Origin of the sequence: Blautia sp. HCP3S3_C12 (assembly GCF_052064155.1) — a bacterium.
Classification (GTDB): Bacteria; Bacillota; Clostridia; order Lachnospirales; family Lachnospiraceae; genus Blautia_A.
Genome location: NZ_JBQHWC010000009.1, coordinates 79,764 through 104,565, shown reverse-complemented (window position 1 = coordinate 104,565; position 24,802 = coordinate 79,764). Strand labels below are relative to the sequence as shown.

Here is a 24,802-nt window from a genome sequence, read left to right as displayed (position 1 = left end):
TGAGTAGGCATACAGGAAAAAGTAGGGTAAAATAATGCATATGCTGAAAGAATGGGAGAAAAGATATGAGCATTGAATTAAATATTCTGGACTGGTTCCAGACTTTGCACACGCCGTTTCTGGACAAATTGATGGTGTTTATTACGAGCTTGGGGAATGCAGGGATTATATGGATCGTGATGACGATAGTATTTCTTCTGATTCCTAAAATGAGAAAAACAGGTGCAATTATGGCGGCTGCTTTGATAATAGATTTATTACTTTGCAATGTAATATTAAAAAATCTGGTGGCAAGGACAAGACCTTATGATGTAAATACAGGAGTGCAGCTTCTGGTATCCAGACTTCATGATTATTCTTTTCCGTCAGGACATACAGCAGCGGCATTTGCTTCAGTAACTGCTTTATATCTGGCAGGAGAAAAGAAGCTGTGGAAACCGGTTCTGGTTCTTGCCTGTCTGATAGGAATATCAAGATTGTATTTGTATGTGCATTATCCCACAGATGTTCTTGGCGGAGCCCTGGCAGGCGCTATATCAGGATATCTGGGATATCGGTTCATCCAGGCCATTTTTTACAGAACAAAACAAGAAGGGGGAGGGCCATGTCCGAAGTAAAGAATAAGAAAAAGAAATCCAGTATTATTCAGGTCAGTATTGGTATTCTGGCAGTTATTCTGGCTATCCTTATTATTATAATGATGGGAATTGTTTCTGATATTCAGGGAACGGCTCGTATTGTAAATTATACCGGTTTAGTCCGTGGAGAGACACAGAGGATCATCAAGCTGGAGGTTGCCGGGGAACAGGACGATGCAATGATCCAGGAAGTAAAGTCTTTCATTGATGGTCTGCGCAATGGAAATACGAAACTGAATCTGGTATATCTGAATGATAGGGATTTTCAGAATAAAATGCAGGAACTGGACGAGGGCTTTTCTGATCTGTATAAGGAAATCTGTTTGGGGAGATCTGAAGGATATGAAAAAACAGATATTATATCCAGAAGTGAGGATTTCTTTGTAATCTGTGATGAAGCAACAGGTCTGGCCGAAAAATATTCGCAGAAAAAAGCCACATCCTTATCATTGCTTGAGAAATATATCACATCAGATATTGTTGTGCTGATGCTGTTGATTGGATATGAGTTCATCAAAGCAATACAATATGCTGCAATGAACCGCCTGCTGCAGCGTAAAGTATATCTGGATGATGCGACAGGACTTCCGAACAAAAATAAATGTGAAGAATTGCTGAGTGAGACAGAACCGGATGCAGATACCGGTGTCTGCAGTTTTGATCTTAATAATCTCCGGCGTATTAATGACAGCAGAGGTCATGAAGCCGGTGATGCCTATATCCGTAGATTTGCCATCTGCCTGCGGGATTCCATGCCGGCTGAGCAGTTTGTGGGAAGAGCAGGTGGAGATGAATTTCTTGTAGTTACCCACGGACTGGACAGGGAACAGATGACACAGTGCCTTGAAAAGGTGCGCAGGGATATGCTAGAGGAATCCAGAGTGTATCCGGATACTCCCTTAAGTTATGCGGTGGGATTTGCACTGGCCGGCGATTTTCCCGGAAGTACAATGAGAGAGCTGTTTAATTGCGCAGACAAAAACATGTATATCAATAAGAATCATGTAAAAAGGGAAGAGGCTGCAGCAGAAAAGCATCAGGGATATCAGCTGTTAAAACTGCTTAATCAGCACGGCAGTAATTTCTCAGACTGTCTGTATTGTGATGCCAGGATGGATACCTATCGGGCGATTCGTTCCAGTGAAAATTTTTTCCTGGCCTCTGATGGTGCATACTCCGGTGCAGTGGAACAGATTATAGAGGAACAGATTGAAAAGTCCTGTCAGGCAGATATCCGCGAAGGACTGCAGATTTCGGAACTTCAAAAGAAAATGCATACGAAGAAAGATGTGCTGGAATATGAGTATAATATCGGGAAACAGGGGGCGTATAACCGCCTGACATTGATTCCGGTGGACTGGGATGAGGACAAAAAGCTGCATCATTTTCTTCTGGCATTTGAAACTATCCGAAAAACTTCTGAAGGTCAGACAGGTGCAAAAGAGCAGCTACAGCTCTATTATGAACAGCTGAAACAGTCTATCCTGGAAAATGACAGCTATGTGGATGCGCTTCTGGAATTGTCAGATGTGATCTATACAGTAAATCTGACAAAGGATGTTCTGGAAAGAAGAATCGTACTGAATGGAAAAGAACAGAAGAGCCGGGAACTTTTTATGGACTACCCGCTTCCATGTTCTTATCGGGATTATTGCTGGGAATATGAGAAAAAAATCACCCAGGAAACAATTGCCGGTTACTGCATGACAGATAACTGTGAAAAACTTCGTAAGAGGTTTGAGAATGGAGAAACAAATATGTCTGTGGAATATTGTGCCCGCGAAGACGATGGAAGTATCCGCTGGGTACAGAAAACAGTTCTGATGACCAAAATGGTGGTGTTTGATACAGAAATTCTTGCTGAGGTGCCTATGATCTATGCGATCATTCTGCTGCAGGATACCACACAGAGACATGAACGGGATGAGCAGGAACAGGCGCGCCTTCAGGCAGCATTCAATGAGATGCGTGCCGAGAGCAGGGCAAAAACCAATTTCCTCAGTCGTATGAGCCATGATATCAGGACACCTTTGAATGGTATTATTGGTCTGTTAAAGATTGACGAGACCCATTTTGAGGATAAAGCACTGATACGGGAAAATCATAAAAAGATGAAGATAGCAGCGGATCATCTGCTCTCCCTTATCAATGATGTTCTGCAGATGAGTAAAATAGAGGAAGGTCATATTGTTCTGACTCATGAATATATCTGTCTCAAAGATCTGGTTTATGAGATTGAGAGTATTATCACTCACAGGGCAGCAGATGAGGACATTCAGTGGATTTATGAGAAAAATAAGGAGGATATTCCCTATCCTTATGTCTATGGAAGCTCACTGCATCTTCGCCAGATTTTTCTGAATATCTATGGAAACTGTATTAAGTATAACCAGCCGGGAGGAAAGATCACTACGGTAATGGAGGCTGCAGATGTACATGATGGGATCTGTACATACAGATGGACGATTTCTGATACAGGTATAGGGATGAGTGCAGAGTTTCTGAGCCGCATTTTTGATCCGTTTTCACAGGAAAAAACAGATGCCCGGAGTGTTTATCAGGGAACCGGTCTGGGAATGGCGATCACTAAGGGATTGATTGAGCAGATGAATGGAAGTATTGAAGTGACAAGTCAGGTGGGCGTTGGAACTGTGTTTGTCATTACCATTCCATTTGAGATTGCCCGGGAACAGAAAAAGGATAAGGAAATTGCAGAGAAATATGATATTCGTGGACTGCATCTGCTGGCAGCCGAGGATAATGAGCTTAGTGCAGAAATCGTAGAAATGCTGCTGACAGATGACGGTGCGAAGGTTACAGTTGTAGAAAACGGCAGACAGGCAGTGGAGCACTTCGAAAGTAATCCTCCGGGAACCTTTGATGCCATATTAATGGATTTTATGATGCCTGTTATGGATGGGATTGCAGCAACAAAAGCCATACGTGCCATGGATCGGCCGGATGCAAAAACAATTCCGATCATTGCAATGACTGCAAACGCATTTGAGGAAGATGCCAAAAGATGTCTCGCAGCCGGCATGACCGCACATCTGGCAAAACCATTTCAGATAGAAGATGTAGAGAAAACTATTGTGGAGTGCTGCGGAAAGTAATGTCATTTGTAAGGTATGTTGTTATGAGTAAGTTATCATAAATAGAGTTAAAAGTCTGGATGACAAAATATGAGCAGAGAAAGGCGTAAGTCACAGAAATGTGGGTTGCGTCTTTTTTTTGCCGGTTCACAATTCACAAATTCTTCACAAAAAAATTAGCACTCACCTCTTGACAGTGCTAATAATAAGTGTTATATTACAGCTAGAACAAAGGAAGGGGAACAAAAAGAGAACAAAGAAATAAGTTCCATGAGATTCCGAATAACCTAAGTTCCAAAGAAACAAGGTAAAGATGCATAACTGAGAGTCCATCACATACAGATGGACGGTATAGAAAAGGAGAGATGACTTATGTTGATGCCTAGTATTTTTGGAGAAAATTTATTTGATGACTTTTTTGGAGATTTTCCATTTTATTATGATGACAGAGCAATGAAAGATACAGAGAAGAAACTTTACGGACGCAGAGCCAGCCACATAATGAAAACCGATATCAAGGAGACTGATAAAGGTTATGAACTGGTCGTAGATCTTCCGGGATTTACCAAAGATGAAGTAAAGGCTGACCTGGAGAATGGTTATCTGACTATCAGTGCAGAGAAAGGCCTGGACAAAGATGAGCAGGAGAAAGAGACAGGACGTTATATCCGTAAGGAACGTTATGCAGGTGCCTGCAGCCGTAGCTTCTATGTAGGTAAAGAAGTTGAGAAAGAAGACATTAAAGCAGAATTCAAACATGGTATCCTCACATTATTTGTACCAAAGAAAGAAGCAAAACCAGCGGTAGAACAGAAGAAAACAATTGCCATTGAAGGCTGATGAATAAATATTCTGACTGACCCGTTAAGGGTCAGCCAGAGATTAAAAACAGATATAAAAATAAAAGCTTACACTAAAAGATTGAAAATAAAAGGTTGAAAAAACCTGTAAAGATAGATTTGGAAAGTAAATCTGGTGAACAGATTTGACATATATAAAATATATTAGAAAAGGAGATATGACTTATGTTAATGCCTAGTATTTTTGGAGAAAATTTATTTGATGACTTTTTTGGAGATTTCCCATTCTATTATGATGACAGAGCAATGAAGGATGCAGAGAAGAAACTTTATGGACATAAAGCAAATCATGTAATGAAAACTGATATCAAGGAAATGAATAACGGATACGAACTGATTGTAGATCTTCCAGGATTTAAGAAAGATGAAGTTCATGCAGCACTTGAAAATGGTTATCTGACCATCAGTGCAGAGAAAGGTCTGGATAAAGATGAGAAGGAAAAAGAGACAGGACGTTATATCCGCAGAGAACGTTATGCAGGTGCCTGCAGTCGTAGCTTCTATGTAGGTAAAGAAGTACATCAGGACGACATCAAAGCAGAATTCAAACATGGTATCCTGACATTATTTGTTCCGAAGAAAGAAGCAAAGCCAGCAGTGGAACAGAAGCACAGCATCTCCATTGAAGGATAATAGATGTTAAGTTACAGCAACGGGAGGTCAAATCTTTTGGCTTCCCGTTGTTTGCATAATGAGGATTGCAGAAATATGAAGTCAGGAATGATTGCGTTAGAATGTGTTTATGAAGGAAGGTGATGATATTGAAAAGAGACTACTATGAAGTTCTGGGCGTGAACAAAAATGCGGATGCAGCAACGATTAAGAAAGCATACAGAAAACTGGCCAAGAAATATCATCCGGACAGCAATGAGGGAAATGCTTCGGCAGCAGAGCATTTTAAGGAAGTAAATGAAGCCTATGATGTTCTGAGTGATGAGAAGAAGCGTAAACTGTATGACCAGTTTGGCCACGCTGCTTTTGAAGAAGGTGCCGGTAATTATGGAAACGCACAGGGCAGCCCGTTTGGCAGTGGCTTTGGCGGAGCACAGGGCAATCCATTTGGCGGTGGTTTCCATGGCTCGTACAGTGATGGCAATGGTTATCATGAATATCATTTTGAAAATGGCGAAGATATGGATGATATCCTGAAGAATCTCTTTGGTGGTGGATTTAAGAAGAGTAAATCATCAGGTGGTTTTGGAAGCAGCGGCTTCGGTGGCAGTGGATTTCATGGAAGTGGTTTTGGTGGATTCGGAAGCAATGGAACTGGCGGCTTCGGCAGTGGCTTTGGTACAGGTGGAAGTGATTTCCGCAGTCATGGCTTTAGCGGTTCTTACAGCAGTAAAGGTGAGGATCTTCATGCGGAGGTTACTGTCAGCTTTGATGAAGCTGCTTTTGGCGGTAAGAAGGTTATCCGCCTGCAGAGCAGCAACGGTGGCGTCCAGAATTACGAAGTCAATATTCCGGCAGGTATTGAATCCGGTAAGTCTATCAGACTTAAAGGAAAAGGATATCCGGGAGTGGGCGGAGGTGAAGCCGGTGATCTGCTTCTGAAAGTAAATGTTCAGGATAAGCCCGGATATAAACGGGAAGGCAGAGATATTTACACAACTGTAAATATCCCATTTACAACAGCAGTATTTGGCGGTGAGGCAAAGGTTCACACCATTTACGGTGATGTTCTCTGTAACATCAAACCGGGTACTCAGTCCGGAACGAAGATACGTCTGAGAGGTAAAGGTATCGTTGCCATGAACAATCCGTCTGTACATGGCGATGAATATGCAACTGTACAGATTGAAGTTCCGACAAACCTGACACCGGATGCAAGACGGAAACTGAAAGAATTCGAACAGGAATGTAATGGAAGCCGCAGAAGCCGTGGATTTGGCAGCGGGAGTGCGGCGTGAAGAGTAATCAGAAATATTTTTGAGAATATAGTGAAGCAATTTTACAGAGAAACGAAAAGGATACATGCACAGTAACATTACCGTGTATGTATCCTTTTAGCATAATAGGGAAAAATATTCTATGAGCTTTTTCTGATATAGAATATTGTTTATCTGGGTTCTTTTCCATCACGGAAGAGCATCATCATTTCCTTGGTCAGGCTGATATTATTGCCCTGATCCGGGATTTTGTCCCGTTCTACCCACTGTGCCATGGAGAGTTCTTCATGGTCTATGGTCAGGGTATCATCGCCGTCTACGTCACAGAAAAATCCAAAAAGCAAGGTACTGCTGAAGGACCAGGGCTGGCTCTTGTAGTAGCGGAGATTTTTGACCTTCAGTCCCACTTCTTCCATCACTTCTCTGTGAACAGTCTCCTCAATTGTTTCTCCGATTTCTGCAAAGCCTGCAATGAGAGCGTAGCGTTTGAATCGACGTCCTTCATATTTGGACAGGATGATTTTATTTCCGTTTGTGATCCCTACAATAACTGCAGGACACAGAACAGGATATTCCTGATTGCCGCAGGAAGGGCATTCCATCATACGTTCTTTCTGGCTGTGCAGCATTGGTTCTCTACAGCAGCCGCAGAACCGGCGCTTGCTGTACCACTGGAAAAGCTGATGTCCTGTAATTCCTGCAAATGCAAGATGCTGTGGCTGAGCGGTCCGAAGAATCCGTACATCCTGAAATTCATAGTCCGGAAGCAGAGAGGTATCCAGCTCCGGGATCAGGTAGAAACGCTGATCATCTATGGAAAACAGATAAATAAAATTGTTGTAAAGATCAGCGATCTTTTCCTCCAACTCCCGGAAACGTGGGAAAGTAATATCTGCATCCCGTTCCTGGCGGGGAAGAAGTATACTGCCTTTTTCGTATGCAAGGATAAAGCTGTCTTTATCCGGGGCAGAAGGTTTGTATTCGTTGTGATAAGTATGTGGTGCGATGTCCTGAATCATATTGTAGATATCCTTTTCTTTATTTTGTTATAAAATAATTTCATAAGATTCTGATAAGATTATTTGTGAGTGTAGTTATAAATTCTTTATGGTTTATCAGAAAAATATAAGAAGATAATGAGTGGCAAAATAATACAGATTCATTATCTGTTCATAGTATATTCTTGGAGTTTTATAAAAGCAAGCAATAAATATTTATTCTGAAAAAAAGACAATGTGTCAGATAATTTGATGATAATACAAAGAAGATTCATAGGTATACAAAAAGAATTAGATAGTTTATAATAGAATTTCAGAAGGATTAATGTTAATATATGCGGAAATAGACTGGGAGGAAGAAGATTGAAGGTATTAATAGCAGATGATGAAATAAAAGTATGCCGTCTGATTCAGCATCTTGTGGATTGGGATGCCCTGGAAATGGATATTATTGGTTTCGCAAATGATGGGAAGACTGCTTATGAAAATATTTGTGAGAAGAAGCCGGATATTGTGATTACAGATATACGTATGCCGGTGTATGATGGACTTGAACTGATACGCAGGGCAAAAGAAGTGAATCCGGAGATTAATTTCATAGTAATTAGCGGTTACAGTCAGTTTGAATATGCACAGCAGGCAATCAAGTATGGGGTAAAAGACTACCTGCTGAAACCATTAAAAAAGAGAGAACTGGAAAACTCATTAACTGAAATTAAAGAATCACATGAATCTCTGATTAAGAGTACCAGAATCAGAAACGAAATGGAATCTATCATTGAAGCATCCAGAGAACATATACGGGAGAATTTTCTTATGAAAACGCTCCAAAACTCAGCAACTAATCCGCTAAAAGCAGATATGAGTCTGGAACAGTTGAATGAACAGTATGGTTGTAAATTTCATAAAGGATTTTTTACAGCAGTCAGAGTCAGGCCATTTTTCTCAAAAAATTCGGACAAATCTGCCGGTGACAGTGAAGAATTTGTAATGAACAAAATTCATCAGATGGTAAAAGAAAAATTGGAGATATACTGCGAAACTTATATGTCTACAGTATATCAGGATGAAATCGTATGCATTTTAAATACAGTGGATAAAGAGATTGAACCAGTCAGAAAAAAGCTAAAACATTTGATAGTTAATGTATCTAATTTGAAAACTGTATTTCCTGATATCAGAATAAGGATCGGACAGGGAAATACACATAGTTCTTATATGGGAATCACGGATAGTTTCCGAGAGGCAGAACTGGCGATCATGAATCGAATGGGCGAAAATGAAGATACATATATCTGCTATAGTGAAGACAGTAAAAGTGGAAAAACTAAAGAAGAAATTTTTGACAGTGGTCTGCGAAATGAAATTCTGACCTATCAGGAAAGAATGGATATTGAAGGAACCCTCCGCCTTGTTGACAAGGTTGGAGAGAAATTGAAGCCATTTAAGTATGACGGAAAACTGGTTTATGAAGTTTTTGGTGAATTAGTTGAAACATTGCGGTTTGGTATGAAATATTCTCGTGAAGGCAGAAATCTTTTTCTGATTGAAGATTATAAAAAACAGTACAGAAGGATATGGGATTATGATGAACTCTTTCAGTGGATCAAATCGGATCTGTCCCGGGTGCATCAGGTTTATATGAAGAATATTCAGGATGAAGAGAGTAAACCGATACGTGATGCAAAGAAATATATCCATGATAATTTCAACAAACATATCAGTCTGGAGAACGTCAGTGAGTATATTGGATTTAATGCTGCCTATTTTTCTACACTGTTTAAGAAAGAAACAGGAAAAAATTTCCTTGAGTATGTGACAGAGCTTCGTATCCAAAATGCAAAGAACTATCTCATACAGACTAATTATGACATTGCGGAAGTAGCATCTGCAGTAGGATATAATGATCTGAAATATTTTTCTAAATTGTTTAAGAAGACAACAGGATTGAATCCTTCAGAATTTAGAAAGTTATATAGTTAATCAAAATGTGCAGGTGCAAAAACTATGAAAAAAAGAAATATATTTAGCAGACAGGCAGTTAATTTTTTGTGGGTTCTTCTGGGATTAGGGGCAGGTCTTCAGTTTATAGAAGTTATATGGGCTGCATCGAAAGGATATCTGGGATTCTTTTCTATGATGGTGGTTATTGTGACAGAGATGGTTATTACAGGAAGCATTTATGTGATTATTTATAAGTTTCTGATAAAACCATGTAATGAGACCAGAAAATTATTCAAACATTTTATACAGAGTGGAAGTTTTCAGGAATTGATTGATCAGGATTATCAGATTTTTCCAGAGCAGAATGAAGTAATGCAGAAGCTGGATTCCATATTGGATAAAAAGAACATTATTGAGTTATCGACAAAACATGCAGAACTTCTTGCACTGCAGAATCAGATCAATCCTCATTTTCTGTATAATACGCTGGAAGCAATACGAGGAGATGCGCTATGTGAAGGAATTGATAGTATTGCTGATACGACGGAAGCATTGTCTACATTTTTCAGATATACCATCACGGATACAGGAAATCTGGTTTCAGTAGAAGATGAACTGGAGAATGTAGAGAATTATTTTAAAATACAGCAGTATCGTTTTGGAGATAAACTGGATATGAGAGTTAATTTTCCGGATGACTATGCAAGGATCCTGGAATGTAAACTCCCTAAACTTACTTTGCAACCTGTAGTTGAAAATGCAATTCTCCATGGTCTGGAAGCGAAAGCAGAAGGTGGAGTTATCACCATTTCACTGGAGATGACAGAGAAGAAACTTCTGATCAATATTCATGATGACGGAATTGGAATTGACGAAGAAGAGCTTATAAAGATCAACCAGAGACTGGAGATAACTTCAGGGCCGCTGACAGAAGAGAAGCGTAAACGTGGAGGTATTGCTCTGCCGAATGTATCCAGGCGTATTAAGCTGTTATTTGGGGATGAATATGGAATACATATTTATAGTATTCCTAATCTTGGAACAGAAGTCAGGATATCGGTACCGATCATTACAAACAGGGAGCAGAGAAATCAGTGAAAAGAGAATTACTGAATATAGAAGGCGGAAAGATAAAAAAAGGGAATAATGTTATATTTGATGATCTGTCTCTGGAACTGTTTCAGGGAGAAATAACAGGAATCGTATTCGATGATATTCTGGAACAGAAGCTCTTTATTGATATGCTGCTTGGAGATGTTTTACTTTATTCAGGAAAGATTTTTGTAAATGAGGAAAGGAAAGCTTATGAAGAAGCTGCCAGATTGTTAAAACAGCAGGTGGCGGTGATTGGTTCTAAAAGTAAATTACTGCCTTCTATTACGATAGAAGATAATATATTTCTTTTTTCAGACAGAAAACTGTTTCTGGATCAGAAAGAGTATAGAGAACGTTTCCAGAAGTTAAGGACGGAACTGAATATTTCGGATGATATGCCTCATAAAGTCAGAAATTTATCTGCCAAGGAAAAGGTTATTATAGAATTACTTAAAGCCTATGAGGAAAGAAAGAAAATTGTGATTCTGGATGAGATTACCAGCTTTTTATCAGAAAAGGATCTGGGAGAAGTGTTTTCTCTTATTGACAAAATGAAATCCCATATGTCATTTCTGGTTACAGTAGGATTTGAAGATTTTATTATGGAATGGATGGAATCTATTGCAGTTGTTCAAAATGGAAGAACTACATTTGTATCTGGGATTTCTCAGTTAAACTGTAAGTTGAGTAAAGTTCTGAAAGCTCTGATATATGAAAATAAGGCAGAAACATTTGGAGCCTATGGGCAGAAAGTAATAAATGGGCAGAACAATGTATTAGAAGTAAGAGATGTAAGTACCTGTTATCTGAAGAATCTTAATTTTACATTGTGTTCCGGAGAGCTGCTTAAGATTTATTATTCAGATGAAAAAAGCAAGAGCAGTTTCTGGGAAATGTTTTCGGGAGAAGAGAGCATTGAAGAAGGACAGATTTATATTTCTGAGAAATTGTATAAGGTATCAAATATGAGCCAGGCAGTACGTGAGGGCGTAGGGTTTATAACAGAGGCACCGTATAGGAGCATGATCCTGGATAATATGAGTGCAACGGAAAATGTGAGTGTGCCGCTGCATGAAAAGGTAAGAGGATTCTGGTTTGCGAAAAAGTATACCAGAAGTGTAAGTGATTTCCTTCAGAACGATGAGCTGAATAAGAAGAAACTGAAAAATATTGGAAATGCAGAACTACAGAAGCTGGCCTATGAAAAATGGCTGGTGTATCAGCCAAAGATTGTGATCATTGAGAATCCATTTACAGATATGGATATTAATATGAGGGAAATTACAAGAAAGATGATCGGAGCATTGCAGAAAAGAGGAATCGGAGTAATTCTTCTTACTGCTAACTTTGCAATTATGAATAAAATCAAGGGAGAATCCATGTTTCTTAAGCACGGTGTGCTGACAAGAGAAGAAGAATGGTAAAGCAAAAAAAGACGAATGTGCAATAATGATAAAAATTTTGGATAATTCGTCTTTTTTTTATACAAAAATAAGAAACAAAAGAATGTCCCCCTTAATCTAAATATCAAAAGTTGAAAAAATAGGACCTCAAAGTTAATATGAGTATACAAAATAACAAACGCGTAAAATAAACTAATGGGAGGGTTTACAAATGAAGAAAAAGTTATTAAGTGTCTTAATGGCAGCAGTAATGGTAGCCGGTGTTGGCGGCGTAGGTGCAGCACAGGTAAAGGCTGATGATGAGAAGATTCTTGGCGCAGGTATTTATTCAGCTTCTGATAACTTCAACTCTTATATTGGAAAAGCGATTACAAATGCATGCGATGGAATCTTTAAAACAAACATCGAAGATGGACAGAATGACCAGTCCACACAGAACAATCAGGTTGATACAATGCTGGCTAAAGGCGCTTCTGTAGTTGCAGTTTCTGTATGTGATGTAACAGCAGCTCCGACACTGATCCAGAAATGTAAAGACGCAGGAAATGTTCCGATCATTTTCTTCAACAAAGAGATAACAGATTACGATGTAATTAATTCTTATGAAAATGCTTATCAGGTAACATCTACAGGTGGAGATTATGGTGCATCTATTCAGGCACAGATGGTAATCGACTACTGGAAAGGACATCCGGAAATGGATAAAAACGGTGATGGAAAATTACAGCTTGTATATCTGATGGGTGACCCGGGACATACAGCATCCCAGCCGAGATGTGATTATCTCAAGAGCACGATCGAAGATGCAGGAATTGAGATTGACCTTCTTGCAGAAGATACAGGAATGTGGGTAACAGCAACTGCAAAAGAAAAAATGGATGCATGGGTATCTAAATACGGTGACGAAATTGAATGCTGCGTAGCAGGAAACGATGCAATGGCACTTGGTGCTTTATCAGCAGTAGAAGCAGCCGGATTTAATACAGATGGAGAAGAAAGCAGCAAATACATTCCGATTTATGGAATTGATGCTCTTCCTGAAATTCTTTCCAAGATTGAAAGCGGTGAGATCACAGGTTCCGTATTACAGGATGCTAAGACTCAGGGACAGACAATTGTAAAAATGGCAGAGAACCTTACAAGTGGTAAAGACGCTGTGGATGGAATCGAAGGTGTAGAAATGGAAGAAGAAGCAAAAGCTGTACGAGTTCCATATCAGGCAATCACCAAAGATAATCTTGATTTAGCAAAGTCAACTTATGAATAAAAAATAACTGATTTTACAGGCAGGCATTCGTTTTAAACGGATGCCTGTAATAAAAAAGAGGGAAAGGATTTTAAAATGGGAACAGAATATATATTGGAATTAAAGCATATTTCAAAATCGTTTCCTGGTGTAAAAGCACTTGACGATGTAACGTTATGTGTACGTCCTGGAACAGTGCATTCTCTTATGGGAGAAAATGGTGCAGGTAAATCCACATTAATGAAATGTCTGTTCGGTATTTATTCATTTGATGAGGGCGAAATCATTCTGGATGGCAAAAACATTAAATTTTCCAGCCCATCAGAAGCATTACAGAATCATGTATCCATGGTGCATCAGGAACTGAACCAGGTATTAAATCAGACAGTTATGGAAAATATGTGGCTTGGAAGATTTCCAATGAAGCATGGTCTGGTAGATGACCAGAAAATGTATGAAGACACAAAAGCGATTTTCGATGATTTGGATATTCAGGTAAATCCGAAGGTTAAGATAGGAACCCTGAAAGTTTCACAAAAACAGATGATAGAGATTGCAAAAGCAGTTTCGTATAACTCAAAAGTAATTGTAATGGATGAACCGACTTCATCGCTTACAGAGAAAGAAGTAGAGCATCTTTTTAAGATTATAGAAAAGCTTAAGAAAAAGAATACCAGTATTATTTATATATCACATAAAATGGAAGAAATTCTGCGTATTTCTGATGATGTAACAGTCATGAGAGATGGCAGGTGGATTGATACAAAACCTGCCAGTGAGTTGACCATTGATAAGATCATCAAAATGATGGTTGGACGAGAATTAAAAGACCGCTATCCGGAAAAGAAAGCCAAGATAGGTGATGTATTAATGGAAGTAAAAGACCTCGGTACATTAAATCCAGGATTTGAGGGCGTTAATTTTCAATTACATAAGGGAGAAATCCTTGGAATCGCCGGATTAGTAGGATCTAAGAGAACGGAAATCCTTGAAACATTATTTGGCATAAGAATGAAAGGCAAAGGTCAGATACTGGTAAAAGGAAAAGAAGTTCAGAACAGAAGTCCAAAAGAGGCAATGGCGAATGGATTTGCAATGCTGACAGAGGAACGAAGATCGGATGGTATTTTTGGAGGTTTGAGTGTTGGATTTAATATGACAATTTCCAATTTACCGAAATATCAGAAGACGGGACTTTTAAACGGAGAAAAAATGAAAGCAGATATTACCAAAATGATAAATGCCATGAAAGTAAAAACTCCGTCAATGAAGTCCAAGATCGCGAACCTTTCAGGAGGAAATCAGCAGAAAGTAATTCTGGGCAGATGGCTGCTGACAGATCCTGATATCCTGCTCTTGGATGAGCCTACCAGGGGTATTGACGTAGGTGCTAAATTTGAAATCTATCAGCTGATCAACCAGCTGGCTGAGCAAGGAAAAGGAATTATCGTAGTAAGCTCAGAAATGCCGGAACTGTTCGGAATTTCCGACAGGATTCTGGTTATGAGCAATGGACATCAATCAGCTATATTTGATTCAAAAGAAGTAGGACAGGTAGATGTTATGCAGGCAGCGGCCCGATTTATCTGATCTTTCAATACGAACTCAGGAGGGGATTCTGGTGAAAAATTCAAAGAACATTTCAATTAAAGAACTTATTGCTGAAAAAGCAATTTATCTGGTTTTTATTATCCTGTTAGTTGCAATTGTGGTAGTAGAACCAAGATTCTTATCATTCAATAACTTTAAAAATATTTTTGCGCAGTCATCAACTAAGATTATTATTGCATTAGCAGCCGGAATGGTACTGGTAGTGCAGGGCGTTGACCTTTCCACAGGACGTATGATCGGTCTGGCAGCAGTTATCTTCGCATCTTTAGTTCAGGATCCAGACTATGCATACAGAATGTATCCGAATTTAAAAGAGCTTCCGCTGATCGTTCCATTATTACTGGTACTGGCAATCTGTCTTGTACTTGGTGGAATATCCGGTGTGCTTGTTGCAGTATTTAAAGTACCGCCGTTTATCGCAACGCTTGGTATGCAGTTGATCTTATATGGTGCATCTTCTATTTATTTTGACCGTCCGCCATATGGTGCACAGCCAATTGGTGGTATTGATTCAAAAGTAACTCAGATTGCAATTGGTTCTATTGGAATCGGAGACTTCCAGATTCCGTATCTGATCATCATTGCCGCAGCAGTATGTGTAGTTATGTGGATCGTATGGAATAAAACAAAATTTGGTAAATATATGTTTGCAGTAGGTGGTAACCCGGAAGCTGCAAAAGTATCAGGTGTAAATGTTATAAAGACACAGATTATGGTTTACGCAATTGCAGGTATGATGTATGCATTTGCAGCAGCCCTGGAAGTAGGACGTATCGGAAGTGCTTCCAATACAACCGGTAACGGATATGAAATGGATGCAGTTGCTGCCTGCGTAATCGGCGGTGTATCTCTTTCAGGTGGTGTTGGTAGTGTAGGCGGTATCGTAATTGGTGTTCTGATGTTCACAGTTATCAATTATGGCCTTGCATTCATCGGTGTAAACATGTACTGGCAGTATATCGTAAAAGGTCTGATCATTCTTCTTGCTGTTATTATTGACATGAGAAAATATGCAAAGAGAAAATAAAAATAAACATCAGACAAGTGCAATTATGAAAGGAGAAGTAAAGGATGAGGGATGTAGTAAAAAGAACAAAACTGACAGAAAATTGTTCAAAAAAAACAATAAAGAAATATGTAGATGAAGTGATCCAGGAACTCACACTGGATGAGAAGATTGGGATAATGTCAGGACAGGTTACAGAGAAGAAATTACTGGATGATCTGTTTCTGATTGAACATTATAATGTAAAACCGTATCCGACAAAAGAAGTAGAACGTCTTGGCATTCCAAATATCCGTTTTGTAGATGGACCAAGAGGCGTAGTAGCTGGATCTGCAACCTGCTTTCCTGTTTCCATGGCAAGAGGTGCCAGCTTTGATCGCGATCTGGAAGAGAAGATTGGAGAAGTAATCGGTGCAGAAGTTCGTGCAGTGGGTGGAAACTATTACGGTGGTGTCTGCATCAACCTTCCGAGAAACCCGCGTTGGGGTCGTGCGCAAGAGTGCTATGGAGAAGATACTTATCATCTGGGAGAAATGGGAGCAGCTCTGACCAGAGGTGTTCAGAGTCAGAATGTTATGGCGTGCATTAAACATTTCGCAATGAACAGTATTGAAAATGCGAGATTTAAAGCTGATGTGCATGCAGATAAGAGAACACTTTTTGAAGTATATCTTCCTCACTTCAAGAGATGTATTGAAGAAGGCGCGGCTTCTGTAATGGGAGCATACAATAAAGTTTATGGAGAACAGGCATCGGAGAGTAAATATCTGTTAAAAGATATCCTCAGAGATAAATGGGGATTCGAGGGATTTACTTTATCTGATTTCCTCTGGGCTGTAAAAGATGGTCCAAAGGCAGTAAAGAGTGGAATGAATGTTGAAATGCCATGTATCTGTCATTATGCAGAACAGATCCCTAAAGCAATTGAAGACGGAACTCTTGCTATGGAAGATGTAGATGAAGCAGTTGGTTACATTCTTCGTACTGTACTCTATTATGAGACAAGAAAAGATCCGCAGGAATATACAGAAGATATTCTTGCATGCCCGGAACATATAGCAGTAGCAAAGAGAGCAGCAGAAGAATCGATGGTACTTCTGAAGAATGAAAATCATGTACTTCCGCTTGATAAAGAGAAAACAGAGAAGATCGTAGTTCTTGGAGTACTGGGAGATACAGAAAATATCGGCGACCATGGTTCCAGTAAGGTTCATCCATATTATACAGTTACGCCATTTAAAGGCCTGATGAAAAAAATGCCGAAAGCACAGATCCTTTATAATGACGGAAGTGATCTGGAACGTGCAAAAGAACTTGCAGCAGATGCTGATGCAGTAGTGATCGTTGCCGGTTATATCCATAGCGATGAAGGAGAATATCTGGCTGATAGAAGTGATATTGCCGGAATGGGCGGAGACAGAGCAAGCATGAGACTTCATCAGAGAGATATCGATCTGATTCATGGTGTAAAGGGTGTGAATCCGAATACTGTCGTTTCCATTATCGGAAGCAGTGCAATCCTGATCGATGAGTGGGAAAAAGATGTTCCTGCAATTATCTTCTCCTTCTACAGTGGAATGGAAGGCGGGAATGTACTGGCAGATATTCTGTTCGGTGATGTTTGCCCAAGCGGTAAACTTCCATATACAGTAGCACTTTCCGAAGACAGCTATCCTGATTTTGATCCTGACTGCACATATGCAGAGTATGAATATTATCATGGCTACTGCAAGATGGATAAAGAAAACATTCCTGTTCTGTATCCGTTTGGCTATGGTTTATCCTATACAACATTTGACATCAGCGAGCCGACAGTTGAAGTATTTGATAAAACAGCAAAGATTTCTGTTAATGTAAAGAATACAGGAGATGTAAAAGGCGCAGAAGTTGTACAGCTTTATATCGGATGTGAGGGAAGTGCTGTAGATCGTCCGGTTAAAATCTTGAAAGATTTCGCGAGAGTAGAATTAATGCCGGGAGAAGAAAAGAAAGTTTCTCTTCAGGTAAGTTCAAAGGATATGGCTTATTATTCAGAAGAAAAAGATGATTTTGTAGAAGAGGATATTACATATATTGCATATACAGGTGACTGCAGCTGCAAAGAAGCATTAAAATCTGTGAAATTTAATTTTGGACAATAACAGGGAGAAAATACCATGAGAATTGGTGCAGATTATTATCCGGAACACTGGGACAAAGAGCTCTGGAAAATAGACGCGGAGATGATGGTTAAAGCAAATATCAAAGTGATCAGAATCGGTGAATTTGCATGGAGCATTTATGAACCGGAAGAAGGAAAATATGAATTTGACTGGATGGATGAGGCACTGGATTTCTTTGGGAAATACGGAATTAAGGTTGTAATGTGTACACCTTCTGCTACACCTCCTAAGTGGATGGTAGATAAGTATCCGGATATTCTCCAGAATGATATTCATGGTAATCCGAAGCTCTTCGGAACAAGAAAACATTATTGCTTTAACAGCCAGATTTACAGAGAAAAAACAAAGAAATTAAATACTCTTATTGCAAAGAGATATGCAAAACATCCTGCAATTGAGGCGTGGCAGGTAGATAATGAACTGGGCTGGTCAAATACAACCAGATGTTACTGTAAATCCTGCGAAAATCGTTTTCGTAACTGGCTGAAAGAGAAATATGGTACCATTGATAATCTGAATAAAACATATGGAACTACTTTCTGGAGTCAGATATACAGAAGCTTCGATGAACTGATCATCCCGAAGGCAGGAGCCTGCTATGATACCTGCCATGACACACAGGGACAGAATCCTGCACTGTTGTTAGATTATTATCGTTTCTGCAGCGATTCTGTAATTGATTTTACAAAAGAATCTGTAAAGACGATCAGAGAATATTCTGATCTTCCGATAACCAGTAATCTTCTGGATGCTGCAATTAATTCAGGAACAGGAATCGACTACTTTAAGTTATCCAAAGAATTTGACTTCGTAACATGGGATAATTACATTGAATTCCAGTGGGGAAAAGCAAAACCGGAAACAGTATCAAGAGACCATGCATTACTAAGAAGTTATAAAAAGAAACCATTCTGGGTTATGGAACAGCAGTCCGGTCCCTGTGGATGGAGCAAGATGGGTCCGACACCAACACCTGGAAAACTCCGTCTGTGGACATATCAGTCTGTAGCAAATGGAGCTGATACAGTTGTATACTTCCGCTGGAGAGCATGTCCGTTTGGAACAGAAGAACTCTGGCATGGTATTTTGAATCATGATGGAAAACCAAACAGAAGATATGCTGAGATCTCCCAGGTGGGAGAAGAAATGGAAGAATTAAGTAAGAGCTATCAGGCACTGATGCCGAGAGCACGTGTTGCGATCATTAAATCCTTTGACAGTGAATGGAGCCAGTCCATCCATCGTCAGGTAGAAGGATTATACTATGATTCCTTATTGCTTGATTATTACCGCCCATTCTGGAATATGGGAATTCCGGTAGATTTCGTGACAGCAGAAGAAGAATTAGATGGATATGCTCTTGTCCTTGCACCAATGCTGATGATGGTATCAGATGAAGGAAAGAAGAACATTGAGTCTTATGCACAGGCAGGTGGAAAAGTTCTGTTCTCATTCAGAAGTGGAATCAAAGATATGTACAATAACATGCTTACAGAAACTGTACCAGGCGTATTTGCAGACCTAGCCGGTGTAGAGGTAGAAGATTATGATCCGCTTCTGGAGAAAACAACTGCTACGACAGGTGTGTTTGGAAATGGAATGGCTCACATGTGGTGTGATATAGTGAAACCAGTTACTGCAAAAGTAATTGGAAAATATACTTCTGATTTTTATGCAGGTGAGGCCTGCATGACTGTAAATCAGACAGGAAAAGGTGAGGTATATTATTTGGGCTGCGATCTGGATGAAAAAGCCATGAAAATGTTGGCTGTTTATCTGGGAAGAAAAGCAGGGATTGATATGGATTTATATAAAGTTGATGGTGTAGAAGTTGTAGATGCTACAGATGGAACAAATGATGCATTGTTTATTTTGAACTATAATGACCATTCAGTTATAGTTTCAATGGAGCAGTCATATGAGAACATGATCACACATGAAACAGTGGAGAATGTTGTTGAATTAAAACCATATGATGTTGCAATTTTAAAAGAAGCAAATTAAAAAAATAATGAAGGGGAGCTGCTGTGAAGCAGGCAGTTCTAGAGCAGGGTGAGCAATTCATTTAGAATTACTCACCCTGTTTATGTTATAGAAAAAAAGAAAAATAAAATCAGAAAAAACAGTTGATTTTTAAAAGCGATGGTAATATAATTATTTTAACAAATTGATTGGTATAACCAATATAGGAAGAGGTAATACTACAAGGGGGCTTTGCAGTTATGGGATATGTAAAATGGAGTTATGACACATTAAATACTTTTTGTCACGATGTATTTCGTAAGTTTGGTTTTAATGAAGAAGAGACAAATATCATTAAAGATGTTTTGCTTACCGCAGATCTGTACGGGATTGAGAGCCACGGAATGCAGAGAATGGTAAGATATGATAAAGGAATTGAGAAAGGAACCATCCATCCTGATGCAAAACCGGAGGTTGTATTTGAGACACCTGTATCAGCTGTGATCGACGGACATGATGGTATGGGACAGCTGATCAGTCATTTTGCAATGGAGAAAGCAATTGAGAAAGCGAAAAAAACAGGGGTTGGTTTTGTTTCAGTAAGAAATTCCAATCATTTTGGTATTGCAGGATATTATGCGGAAATGGCTTCTAAACAGGGGCTGCTTGGAATGGCATGCACGAACTCAGAAGCGATCATGGTACCTACCTTTGGACGTAAGGCAATGTTGGGATCCAACCCGATTGCAGTAGCAATGCCTGCAGAACCCTATCCTTTCCTTTTTGACTGTTCCACAACAGTTGTAACCAGGGGAAAACTGGAAATGTATAATAAATCAGGTAAACAGCTTCCTGAGGGCTGGGCTCTGGGAGCAGACGGACATGAAAGTACGGATGCACCGGCTGTACTTGCAAACATTGTCGGCAAGAAAGGCGGCGGAATTATGCCACTTGGCGGCAACAAAGAGGTAAATGGAAGCCATAAAGGTTATGGATATGGAATGCTCTGTGAGATTTTCAGTTCTATTCTTTCTATGGGTGTTACTTCTGATAAATGCTGTACATTTAAAGACAAGACAGGTATCTGCCATGGATTTGCAGCGATCGACCCTGCAATCTTCGGCAATGCAGATGATATCAAGGCGCATTTCTCAGAATATCTGAAAACTCTTCGCCAGAGTCCCAAGGCTGAGGGCGCAGAGCAGATTTATACTCACGGTGAGAAAGAAGTGCTGGCAGAGAAAGAACGCAGAGAGAATGGCATTCCGGTCAATGACAATACTATGGTAGAGCTTGCCAATCTCTGTAATTATTTGAAAATTGATTTTGGAGCTTATTTTAAAGATTATGAGCTGCCAAAAGACAGTAAGTTTTTCAGCGGAAATTACTGATGAAAATGAAATAGAAACCATCATGCTGATAACTATTAATTAATAAAATTTATAAAATAACTTTTTTTGAGACGCCCGCTTATCAGTGTGTGGAAATAAAAGAAACTGCATGTTCAGATGATGTTTGCGAAATTGGCAGACATCACAGAATATGCAGTTTCTTTTTTGGTCGAATCAAACTGTATCAAGCTGTCAGATCAATACAAATAATCCTTGTTTACATAACCGTAATTATTCAATTTGGGGGCATATACATACCAATAGGTTGGATCGCTGGTATCTATAATTTCTACAGTATCTCCGGTATAAAGTTCCCCGGTTTCGTTGGCTGTGGTATAAGCCTTGGAGGAACGGAGAGCCAGATATCCTTTGGAAACGCGTACAATTCTGGATGAATAGGAAGCCGTGCCGCTGAGATAGTCTTTGTTTACGAATCCGTTGAGATCATATTTGGGCGAATATACATACCAGTATTGTGCATCGCTGGTATCCAGAATCTGAACAGTATCCCCGGTATAAAGCTGCCCGATTTCATTGGAGGAATCATAAGCCTTCATATTGCGGAGAGCCAGATATCCTGTAGCAACATTGACAACCCTTGTTTCCCCTGCGTAAAGAGAGACAGTACCTACGGCTCCAACAACTCCGCCGGTCAGATAATCTTTGTTTACATAACCATATTGGTTAAGTTTGGGTGAATATACATACCAGTAAGCGGGATCGCTGCTATTGAAGACGCTTACGGTATCCCCGGTATAAAGCTGCCCGATTTCATTGGAGGAATTATAAGCCTTGTCAGTGCGAAGGGCCAGATAACCAGTGCTTACGCTGACAGTCCACTGGGAATCATAGTAATATCCGGAGGAGGAATTGATAGCATTCAGATAGTCATTGTTTACATAACCGAAAGTATCATATTTGGGAGAATAAACATACCAGTATCCGGTAGCGATTGCGTAGTCGGAAACTTCTACCAGATCTCCGGTGTAAAGCTGTCCGAAAATGTTACTGTCATCTGCGTTGGCTGCGTTTCGCAGAGCCAGGTATCCGGTTGGCACATTTACCTGATAAGTATTGACAGAAGCCTGGGCATCATGGGCAGTGGCGGAAAAAGACAGTGCAAGTGCTGCGGTGGCAATAACCGGTAAGCAAAATTTTTTCTTCTTCATAGTAAAAACCTCCTTTGAATTTTTATTCTGGTGTCAGGTCGAAAGCTTGAGTTTTTGACCTGATATTTTATTGGTTGTAATAAGTATAGATTTCCTTGCTGAGAGAAGCAATTGTGTTCTGGGCGGCAGAAGCATTGACCAGATTCTGGGACAGGAACACGATCACCAGGTCATTTTCGGAATCATAGAGAATACCTGCGTCATTTTCCACATCTGAAAGTTCTCCTGTTTTGTTGGCCACCTTTACTCCCTGGGGCAGCTGTGCGGGGATTTTGTTGCGTCTTGTCTGAGCCTTCAAAAGAGCATACATGTCTGATGCATGGGAAAAATCGGAATCCTCTTCGTCATAAATCTCCTTCAGAAAATCAGCACAATCCTCTGCAGAGGTATAGTTATCACCTGTGGAGGTATCTGCAAGGAGAAGGCGTCCCATGCTTGTGTCTGTATATCCGTGAGTCTGGCAAAAGCTGTTGACAGCCTGCATGCCTGCAGAGGAATTGCCGTTGCCCAGATCATTTACCAGCGTATTGGCGCAGTCATTATCGCTGACAGTGATCATAGAATACAGAGCAGAATCCACAGCCTCTTTACCATATTGACTGATAATGGTGTCGTATTGTTCGTAAACAGCGCCCATAATATAGAGCTTGATCAGACTGGCGGCCTGCATAGAACCTGCATTCAGGCCGCCTTCTGATTCTCCCGGAAGGTCACATATATATACAGACCAGCTTCCGTTGTCTGTGGGAAACTGTACTTGAAGCTTGTTTAAAAGGGCTTGAAGTCTGGCATCTGTCACCGGTTCGGACTCATCGGAGGAGGAGCCGCCAAACACACTGTCAGAGGAGCCTGTAGAGGGAGAAAGCATTCCCTGGCCCTCTGAGGCATAACATAGAGAAGCACTCATCAGACTGACAGAAACCAGAAAAGGGAGCAAGAGTTTTTTGTACATTTAAATCACCGCCTACGTTATATTTATATGTAAATTATAACGAGTTTACAGAAAAACCGCAATAGAAGGGGCTGTGGAAAATGTTTTTTGTGGAGTGGTACGTAACATAAAGATGGAGAATTCGATTCGTACAAATTGTAGGAATACAGGTGTGAAAAATCCACATATCTGATTATATATTTTAAACTATACAAATGATACAATGGAATTATCGAAAGCAAGATAAAGAACGACAAAATAAACAAAGAAACGCGGAAATGTGGGGGCATTTTCGGTATGATATGAGGAGGTAGATCATATGTTAACACCAAAACAAAATATGCTGGAAGTTATAAGAGGCGGTAATCCTGACAGATTTGTCAATCAGTATGAGGCAATACAGCTTCTGTTTCATCCATTTATGTTTGCGAGCCCGCTTCTTCAGCCGGGACAGGAAAATGTGGTGAATGCATGGGGTGTAACCAACACTTTTCCAAAGGGAGTACCGGGAGCATTTCCTGTACATACCCCTGATAAAATTGTAGTAAAGGATATTGAAGACTGGAAGGATTATGTACATGCACCATCACTGAAATTTACTCAGGATCAGTGGGATATGGTGAAAGCCCAGTATGATGCAGTTGACGGTGAGCAGGCTTTTAAGGCAGCTTTCGTTGCACCTGGATTATTTGAACAGACTCATCATCTGTGTGAGATCAGCAATGCACTGGTTTATTATATTACCAATCCGGATGAGATGCATGATCTGATCAAGTATCTGACAGAGTGGGAGCTGGAACTGGCTGAGGGAATTTGTTCTAACCTTCATCCGGATATGCTGTTCCATCATGATGACTGGGGTGGACTGGACAGCACATTTATGAGCCCGGCAATGTTTGATGAATTTTTACTTGAGCCATATAAGGAAATTTATGGTTATTATCACAGCCATGGAGTAGAACTGGTAGTCCATCATTCTGACAGTTATGCTGCAACTCTGGTTCCTTCTATGATCGAGATGGGAATTGATGTGTGGCAGGGATGTATGGAAACCAATAACCTTCCGGAACTGATCAAGAAATACGGTGGAAAGATCAGTTTTATGGGTGGTATTGAGAACCGTGCAGTTGATTTTGAAGGCTGGACAGATGAGAACTGTGATGCAGTGGTACGCCGTGTATGCGAAGAGTGTGGAAATAAATACTTTATTCCGTGTATTGCCCAGGGTGGTCCTGGTTCTGTTTATCCGGGTGTTTACAAATCACTCTGCGATTCTATTGACAGATTGAATGAGGAAAAATTTGGCATCAAGGCATCTGAATCCACAAGACTTCCATGGCAGATTATGTTCTGACTTCAGGTATTTGCCAATGGTAAAACGGAATACAAATATCTGTCTGACACT

18 protein-coding genes are annotated in these 24,802 nt (G+C 40.0%); 15 read left to right on the top strand and 3 right to left on the bottom strand.

All coding sequences use genetic code 11. The features are described 5' to 3' along the window. The first annotated feature begins 65 nt into the window (after window positions 1-65). The 5 genes from ACTNDS_RS09240 to ACTNDS_RS09220 all read left to right on the top strand — a co-directional run bounded on the left by ACTNDS_RS09240 (window position 66) and on the right by ACTNDS_RS09220 (window position 6,500). Entirely contained in the window at window positions 66-617 is a 552-nt protein-coding gene (locus ACTNDS_RS09240) for a phosphatase PAP2 family protein (protein ID WP_441035224.1), read from the top strand. Then, window positions 605-3,751, top strand: a complete 3,147-nt coding sequence (locus ACTNDS_RS09235; protein WP_441035222.1) for an ATP-binding protein — start codon at window positions 605-607, stop codon at window positions 3,749-3,751. The genes ACTNDS_RS09240 and ACTNDS_RS09235 overlap by 13 nt, the downstream gene beginning before the upstream one ends. Before the next feature lie 351 nt (window positions 3,752-4,102). Further along, a complete protein-coding gene (locus ACTNDS_RS09230; protein WP_008705428.1) occupies window positions 4,103-4,570 on the top strand; it encodes an Hsp20/alpha crystallin family protein in 468 nt (155 codons plus the stop codon). Between the two features lie 185 nt (window positions 4,571-4,755). Beyond that, window positions 4,756-5,223 (top strand): Hsp20/alpha crystallin family protein, encoded by a 468-nt coding sequence (locus ACTNDS_RS09225; RefSeq protein WP_008705425.1) that lies wholly within the window; start codon window positions 4,756-4,758, stop codon window positions 5,221-5,223. Between the two features lie 125 nt (window positions 5,224-5,348). Beyond that, a complete protein-coding gene (locus ACTNDS_RS09220; RefSeq protein WP_441035241.1) occupies window positions 5,349-6,500 on the top strand; it encodes a DnaJ C-terminal domain-containing protein in 1,152 nt (383 codons plus the stop codon). 149 nt (window positions 6,501-6,649) lie between these two features. Here ACTNDS_RS09220 and nudC read toward each other — a convergent pair whose 3' ends face one another. Then, window positions 6,650-7,498, bottom strand: a complete 849-nt coding sequence (gene nudC, locus ACTNDS_RS09215) for an NAD(+) diphosphatase (RefSeq protein ID WP_441035219.1) — start codon at window positions 7,496-7,498, stop codon at window positions 6,650-6,652. Window positions 7,499-7,840: 342 nt separating this feature from the next. Here nudC and ACTNDS_RS09210 point away from each other — a divergent pair, with 342 nt between their 5' ends. The 9 genes from ACTNDS_RS09210 (at window position 7,841) to ACTNDS_RS09170 (ending at window position 21,297) form a co-directional block, all read left to right on the top strand. Continuing rightward, complete coding sequence (locus ACTNDS_RS09210) at window positions 7,841-9,460, top strand: response regulator (protein ID WP_441035217.1); 1,620 nt, start codon at window positions 7,841-7,843, stop codon at window positions 9,458-9,460. 24 nt (window positions 9,461-9,484) lie between these two features. Beyond that, window positions 9,485-10,519 (top strand): sensor histidine kinase, encoded by a 1,035-nt coding sequence (locus tag ACTNDS_RS09205; protein ID WP_441035215.1) that lies wholly within the window; start codon window positions 9,485-9,487, stop codon window positions 10,517-10,519. Next, window positions 10,516-11,940, top strand: a complete 1,425-nt coding sequence (locus ACTNDS_RS09200) for an ATP-binding cassette domain-containing protein (RefSeq protein WP_441035213.1) — start codon at window positions 10,516-10,518, stop codon at window positions 11,938-11,940. The genes ACTNDS_RS09205 and ACTNDS_RS09200 overlap by 4 nt, the downstream gene beginning before the upstream one ends. A gap of 190 nt (window positions 11,941-12,130) precedes the next feature. After that, window positions 12,131-13,186: a galactose ABC transporter substrate-binding protein gene (locus ACTNDS_RS09195; RefSeq protein ID WP_441035211.1), complete on the top strand. Its 1,056-nt coding sequence runs from the start codon at window positions 12,131-12,133 to the stop codon at window positions 13,184-13,186. Window positions 13,187-13,261: 75 nt separating this feature from the next. Further along, window positions 13,262-14,755, top strand: a complete 1,494-nt coding sequence (locus ACTNDS_RS09190) for a sugar ABC transporter ATP-binding protein (RefSeq protein WP_055153306.1) — start codon at window positions 13,262-13,264, stop codon at window positions 14,753-14,755. 31 nt (window positions 14,756-14,786) lie between these two features. Next, window positions 14,787-15,803 (top strand): galactose/methyl galactoside ABC transporter permease MglC, encoded by a 1,017-nt coding sequence (mglC, locus tag ACTNDS_RS09185; RefSeq protein WP_441035209.1) that lies wholly within the window; start codon window positions 14,787-14,789, stop codon window positions 15,801-15,803. Between the two features lie 44 nt (window positions 15,804-15,847). Next, window positions 15,848-17,923: a beta-glucosidase family protein gene (locus ACTNDS_RS09180; RefSeq protein WP_441035207.1), complete on the top strand. Its 2,076-nt coding sequence runs from the start codon at window positions 15,848-15,850 to the stop codon at window positions 17,921-17,923. Window positions 17,924-17,938: 15 nt separating this feature from the next. Further along, window positions 17,939-19,948 (top strand): beta-galactosidase, encoded by a 2,010-nt coding sequence (locus tag ACTNDS_RS09175; RefSeq protein WP_441035205.1) that lies wholly within the window; start codon window positions 17,939-17,941, stop codon window positions 19,946-19,948. Window positions 19,949-20,166: 218 nt separating this feature from the next. Next, complete coding sequence (locus ACTNDS_RS09170) at window positions 20,167-21,297, top strand: Ldh family oxidoreductase (RefSeq protein WP_441035204.1); 1,131 nt, start codon at window positions 20,167-20,169, stop codon at window positions 21,295-21,297. A gap of 197 nt (window positions 21,298-21,494) precedes the next feature. On the opposite strand, the gene ACTNDS_RS09165 is transcribed toward ACTNDS_RS09170, so the two are convergent. Together ACTNDS_RS09165 and ACTNDS_RS09160 are read right to left on the bottom strand one after the other, a co-directional pair. Next, the gene (locus ACTNDS_RS09165) at window positions 21,495-22,466 is read right to left on the bottom strand and encodes a hypothetical protein (protein WP_441035202.1); all 972 of its coding nucleotides are present in this window, start codon (window positions 22,464-22,466) and stop codon (window positions 21,495-21,497) included. 67 nt (window positions 22,467-22,533) lie between these two features. Continuing rightward, entirely contained in the window at window positions 22,534-23,418 is an 885-nt protein-coding gene (locus ACTNDS_RS09160) for a serine hydrolase (protein ID WP_441035200.1), read from the bottom strand. 298 nt (window positions 23,419-23,716) lie between these two features. Here ACTNDS_RS09160 and ACTNDS_RS09155 point away from each other — a divergent pair, with 298 nt between their 5' ends. Then, window positions 23,717-24,751: a uroporphyrinogen decarboxylase family protein gene (locus ACTNDS_RS09155; RefSeq protein ID WP_441035198.1), complete on the top strand. Its 1,035-nt coding sequence runs from the start codon at window positions 23,717-23,719 to the stop codon at window positions 24,749-24,751. Window positions 24,752-24,802 lie beyond the last annotated feature (51 nt).

Bases quoted from the DNA above. Each gene is read 5' to 3' on its own strand.
- ACTNDS_RS09240 (WP_441035224.1), top strand. From the start codon at position 66: ATGAGCATTGAATTAAATATTCTGGACTGGTTCCAGACTTTGCACACG.
- ACTNDS_RS09235 (WP_441035222.1), top strand. From the start codon at position 605: ATGTCCGAAGTAAAGAATAAGAAAAAGAAATCCAGTATTATTCAGGTC.
- ACTNDS_RS09230 (WP_008705428.1), top strand. From the start codon at position 4,103: ATGTTGATGCCTAGTATTTTTGGAGAAAATTTATTTGATGACTTTTTT.
- ACTNDS_RS09225 (WP_008705425.1), top strand. From the start codon at position 4,756: ATGTTAATGCCTAGTATTTTTGGAGAAAATTTATTTGATGACTTTTTT.
- nudC (WP_441035219.1), bottom strand. From the start codon at position 7,498: ATGATTCAGGACATCGCACCACATACTTATCACAACGAATACAAACCT.
- ACTNDS_RS09205 (WP_441035215.1), top strand. From the start codon at position 9,485: ATGAAAAAAAGAAATATATTTAGCAGACAGGCAGTTAATTTTTTGTGG.
- ACTNDS_RS09195 (WP_441035211.1), top strand. From the start codon at position 12,131: ATGAAGAAAAAGTTATTAAGTGTCTTAATGGCAGCAGTAATGGTAGCC.
- ACTNDS_RS09190 (WP_055153306.1), top strand. From the start codon at position 13,262: ATGGGAACAGAATATATATTGGAATTAAAGCATATTTCAAAATCGTTT.
- ACTNDS_RS09180 (WP_441035207.1), top strand. From the start codon at position 15,848: ATGAGGGATGTAGTAAAAAGAACAAAACTGACAGAAAATTGTTCAAAA.
- ACTNDS_RS09175 (WP_441035205.1), top strand. From the start codon at position 17,939: ATGAGAATTGGTGCAGATTATTATCCGGAACACTGGGACAAAGAGCTC.
- ACTNDS_RS09170 (WP_441035204.1), top strand. From the start codon at position 20,167: ATGGGATATGTAAAATGGAGTTATGACACATTAAATACTTTTTGTCAC.
- ACTNDS_RS09165 (WP_441035202.1), bottom strand. From the start codon at position 22,466: ATGAAGAAGAAAAAATTTTGCTTACCGGTTATTGCCACCGCAGCACTT.
- ACTNDS_RS09160 (WP_441035200.1), bottom strand. From the start codon at position 23,418: ATGTACAAAAAACTCTTGCTCCCTTTTCTGGTTTCTGTCAGTCTGATG.
- ACTNDS_RS09155 (WP_441035198.1), top strand. From the start codon at position 23,717: ATGTTAACACCAAAACAAAATATGCTGGAAGTTATAAGAGGCGGTAAT.